This is a genomic window from Mycobacterium sp. E740 (assembly GCF_001672895.1).
Taxonomy (GTDB): Bacteria; Actinomycetota; Actinomycetes; order Mycobacteriales; family Mycobacteriaceae; genus Mycobacterium.
Window position 1 is genome coordinate 1 of sequence record NZ_LZKP01000016.1, and the last position, 4,219, is coordinate 4,219.

Consider the following 4,219-nt stretch of genomic DNA (forward strand, 5'->3'; position numbering starts at 1 on the left):
GCGTTCGCGGCCGCGGTGCTCGGTGGCATCGGCAACTTGCGCGGAGCGCTGCTGGGCGGGCTGCTGCTGGGCATCATGGAGAACTACGGGCAGGCGGTGTTCGGCACCCAGTGGCGCGACGTCGTGGCGTTCGTGCTGCTGGTGCTCATCTTGTTCTTCCGGCCCACCGGGATCCTCGGCGAAAGCCTCGGGAAGGCACGGGCATGAGCGTCTCCGACAAGGTGTTGGCGCCCGGCGACGCGGTGCGGCGCTGGTGGGACGGACTGTCGCGCGTCCAGAAGTGGGGCTTCGGCGTGCTCGGGTTCGGGCTGCTCGCGCTGCTGCCGCTGTTCCCGCCGCCGTTCCTGAACACGCCGAACATCAGCTTCGGCGGAACCATGGCGCAGTTCGCGATGGTCGCGATCATCGCGATCGGTCTCAACGTCGTGGTGGGCCAGGCCGGCCTGCTCGACCTCGGCTACGTCGGCTTCTACGCCGTGGGCGCCTACACCGTGGCGTTGTTGACCAGCCCGAACAGCCCGTGGAACAAGATGGGCGCCACGGGGTGGTTCAACCAGCACTGGGCATGGCTGGCCTGTGTGCCGCTGGCGATGGCGATCACCGCGTTGACCGGGCTCATCCTCGGGACGCCGACGCTGCGGCTGCGCGGCGACTACCTGGCCATCGTCACGCTGGGCTTCGGCGAGATCATCCGGTTGATGGCAGACAACCTCGCCGAGGTGACCAACGGACCGCGCGGTCTCAACGAGGTGGCCTACCCGCGCGTCGGGGCGACGGACCGCGTACCCGACGGCGTCTTCTCCAGTGGCAACTCCGCGGGCGACGCCAACTACGGCACGTGGTGGTTCTGGTTGGGCATCGTGCTGATGATCGGAATCCTGCTGCTGGTCGGCAACCTCGAGCGCAGCCGCGTCGGGCGCGCCTGGATCGCGATCCGGGAGGACGAGGACGCCGCGGAAGTCATGGGCGTCAACACTTTCCGGTTCAAGTTGTGGGCGTTCGTCATCGGCGCGGCGATCGGCGGTCTGTCCGGCGCGCTCTACGCGGGCCAGGTGCAGTTCGTGGCGCCGCCGACGTTCAACATCATCAACTCGATGTTGTTCCTGTGCGCCGTCGTGCTCGGCGGCCAGGGCAACAAGCTCGGCGTGGTGGTGGGTGCGTTCATCATCGTCTACCTGCCGAACCGGCTGCTCGGCGTCGAGTTCCTCGGCATCAACCTCGGCGACCTGAAGTACCTGTTCTTCGGGCTGGCGCTGGTGCTGCTGATGATCTTCCGGCCGCAGGGCCTGTTCCCGGCCCGCCAGCAGCTGCTCGCCTACGGTAGGGCCGCGCGCGACCTGTTGCGCCCGCCGGAGAAGGAATCGGCGCGATGAGCATCGAGGACCTGGCGGGCGTGCACCGCGAGATACAAGCCGCCGAAGGCGAAACCCTGTTGCAGACAACGGATCTCACGATGAAGTTCGGCGGTCTGACCGCGCTGGACTCGGTGTCGTTCGACATCCGTCGCGGCGAGATCCTCGGCATGATCGGGCCGAACGGTGCGGGCAAGACCACCTGTTTCAACGCGATCACCGGGGTGTACCGCCCGACGTCGGGCGCGGTCACCTTCGACGGCGCGCCGCTGGGCCGGATCAAACGGCACCAGATCACCCGCCGCGGGATCGCGCGCACCTTTCAGAACATCCGGTTGTGGGGCGAGATGACCGCCCTGGAGAACGTCATGGTCGGCACCGACGCCCGACACTTCACCTCGGTGCCCGGCGCACTGGTCCGGACACCGCGCCACCGGCGCGAGGAGCGCTCGGCGGTCGAGCGCTCGGCCGCGCTGCTGCACTTCGTGGGCATCGGGCACCGCGGCGAGGAGAAGGCGAAGAACCTGCCCTACGGCGATCAGCGGCGCCTCGAGATCGCCCGCGCGTTGGCCACCGAACCGAAACTGCTGTGCCTGGACGAACCCGCGGCCGGGTTCAACCCGCGGGAGAAGGCCGCGCTCATCGAGCTGATCCGCAAGATCCGCGACGACGGCTACACGGTGCTGCTCATCGAGCACGACATGCGGCTGGTGATGGGTGTGACCGATCGGATCGTGGTGCTGGAGTTCGGCCGCAAGATCGCCGACGGCCTGCCCGCGCAGATCCGCGAGGACCCGAAGGTCATCGCGGCGTACCTGGGGGTGCCCGATGACGCAGCCGAATGACACGGCGGCGGCCCAGCGTCGGGTCGTCCTCGAACTCCGCGACATCGTCGTGCAGTACGGGCGGATTCGTGCGCTGCACGGGATCTCGCTGGTGGTGCACGAAGGCGAGCTCGTGACCCTGCTCGGGTCGAACGGTGCGGGCAAAACCACCACCATGCGGGCGATTTCGGGTCTGTTGCCGCTGACGTCGGGATCGATCTGGTTCGACGGTGCAGACATCAGCAAGGTCAAGGCGCACCAGCGGGTCGCCCAGGGGCTCGTGCAGGCGCCGGAGGGGCGGGGCGTCTTTCCGGGGATGACGGTCGTCGAGAACCTCGAAATGGGTTGTTACGGGCGCAAGTTCGCGTCGAGGGCCGAGCACGACGAGCGGCTGGACTGGGTCATGGAGACGTTCCCGCGGCTCGCCGAACGTCGCAACCAGGTCGGCGGCACGCTGTCCGGCGGCGAGCAGCAGATGCTGGCGCTCGGACGGGCGCTGATGGCTCGGCCGCGGGTGCTGCTTCTCGACGAGCCGTCGATGGGCCTGGCGCCAATGGTGATCTCGCAGATCTTCCGGATCATCGCCGAGATCAACTCCCAGGGCACCACGGTGCTGCTCGTCGAGCAGAACGCCCAGCAGGCACTGAGCCGTTCGGACCGCGCCTACATCCTGGAGACCGGTGAGGTCACCCGTACCGGCGACGCTCGAGAATTGTTGCGCGACGACAGCATTCGCGCGGCGTATCTCGGCGTCGCCTAACGCGCACGTCTCACCCACGGCCACGTCATCAACGCCCAGACGACGAACACCAGCGCAGCGGTGCTGACGATGTACACCGGCCACGGCCCCAGCAAGTCCAACACCGACGCGGTGTCGGGCTTGTGATGGGTGAAGCCGTAATTGGTGTCGGCAATCCTGTTGAACACCACGGTGATTGCCGCCCACACAGTCGTCACCAGCACAGCCAGCCGGAAATCGCGCCAGCCGGGGCGCATGCCGCGGCCCCACGTCAGGAAGATGGCGGCCCAGACGACCAGCAGGTGAATCGCGTAGAACGCGAGGAACCGGTAGTGCGGGAAGTCGGGACCCCGCAGCACGGGTGAGATCAGCGCCTGCACGCTCAGCACCAGCCCCCAGTAGTAGGTCAGCGCGTACGCCCACTGGCGTTGCGACCACAGGGCGAACGCGGCGACGACGGTCGCGAGGTCGGTGAGTTGCAGTGGCACCGAACCCGCGAGCGTCGGCGGGAACAGGTTGTAGACCAGGATCGCGGCGTAGATCACCGCGGTCAGCGCGCCGAGGAGGCGACTCAGCCGTCGCGCCTGCCGCTCGGTTTCGGCGCGTCCCGCCCACACCAGCGCTGCCGCGCCGACGACGAAGACCGCGATGGCGCCCCAGTACGACGGGCCGTAGGGCTCGAACTGCCTAGCGAGCAACAATCACCGAGGAGCCGTGGCCGAACAGACCCTGGTTGGCGGTCACCCCGACCTTGGCGCCCTCGACCTGTCGGCCCGTGGCCTGCCCCTTCAACTGCCAGGTCAGCTCGCAGACCTGTGCGATCGCCTGTGCCGGAATGGCTTCGCCGAAGCACGCCAGCCCGCCGGACGGGTTGACGGGGATCTTGCCGCCGATCGCGGTGGCGCCGCTGCGCAGCAGCTGCTCGGCCTCGCCCTTGGCGCACAGCCCCAGATGCTCGTACCAGTCGAGCTCCAGCGCCGTGGACAGGTCGTAGACCTCGGCCAGGCTCAGGTCTTCGGGGCCGATGCCGGCCTCTGCGTAGGCCGCGTCGAGAATCTGGTCCTTGAACACCCGCTCCGGCGCGCTGACGACCGCGGTGGAATCCGTTGCGATATCCGGCAATTCGGGAAGATGCTGGGGGTACTGCGGCGTGACCGTGCTGATCGCGCGTACCGACGGCACACCGTCGAGCGAGCCGAGGTGCTTCTCGGCGAACGACTTGCTCGCCACCACCAGTGCCGCCGCGCCGTCCGACGTCGCGCAGATGTCAAGCAGCCGAAGGGGGTCCGACACCACTGGGCTGG

General features: G+C 68.1%; 4 protein-coding genes and 2 pseudogenes. 4 read left to right on the forward strand and 2 right to left on the reverse strand.

Annotated elements, in window-relative coordinates; translation table 11 throughout:
* From A5663_RS01200 to A5663_RS01215, 4 genes and pseudogenes are all read left to right on the forward strand, one after another.
* A pseudogene (locus tag A5663_RS01200) lies at window positions 1–207 on the forward strand (branched-chain amino acid ABC transporter permease); the annotation flags it as partial.
* Window positions 204–1,373 carry a branched-chain amino acid ABC transporter permease gene (locus A5663_RS01205; protein ID WP_068143083.1) on the forward strand — a complete coding sequence of 390 codons (1,170 nt, stop codon included), beginning with the start codon at window positions 204–206 and terminating at the stop codon, window positions 1,371–1,373. The pseudogene A5663_RS01200 and the gene A5663_RS01205, both read left to right, overlap by 4 nt.
* Window positions 1,370–2,197, forward strand: a complete 828-nt coding sequence (locus A5663_RS01210) for an ABC transporter ATP-binding protein (RefSeq protein WP_068143084.1) — start codon at window positions 1,370–1,372, stop codon at window positions 2,195–2,197. Before A5663_RS01205 ends, A5663_RS01210 begins: the two co-directional genes overlap by 4 nt.
* On the forward strand, window positions 2,181–2,936 hold the full coding sequence (locus tag A5663_RS01215) for an ABC transporter ATP-binding protein (protein WP_068143085.1): 756 nt from the start codon (window positions 2,181–2,183) through the stop codon (window positions 2,934–2,936). Before A5663_RS01210 ends, A5663_RS01215 begins: the two co-directional genes overlap by 17 nt.
* Here the strand turns inward: A5663_RS01215 and A5663_RS01220 are convergent.
* Both A5663_RS01220 and A5663_RS01225 read right to left on the reverse strand, forming a co-directional pair.
* Window positions 2,933–3,613: a TIGR02206 family membrane protein gene (locus A5663_RS01220; RefSeq protein WP_068143086.1), complete on the reverse strand. Its 681-nt coding sequence runs from the start codon at window positions 3,611–3,613 to the stop codon at window positions 2,933–2,935. The genes A5663_RS01215 and A5663_RS01220 overlap by 4 nt on opposite strands.
* A pseudogene (locus tag A5663_RS01225) lies at window positions 3,603–4,219 on the reverse strand (lipid-transfer protein); the annotation flags it as partial. The gene A5663_RS01220 and the pseudogene A5663_RS01225, both read right to left, overlap by 11 nt.

Bases quoted from the DNA above. Each gene is read 5' to 3' on its own strand.
- A5663_RS01205 (WP_068143083.1), top strand. From the start codon at position 204: ATGAGCGTCTCCGACAAGGTGTTGGCGCCCGGCGACGCGGTGCGGCGC.
- A5663_RS01215 (WP_068143085.1), top strand. From the start codon at position 2,181: ATGACGCAGCCGAATGACACGGCGGCGGCCCAGCGTCGGGTCGTCCTC.
- A5663_RS01210 (WP_068143084.1), top strand. From the start codon at position 1,370: ATGAGCATCGAGGACCTGGCGGGCGTGCACCGCGAGATACAAGCCGCC.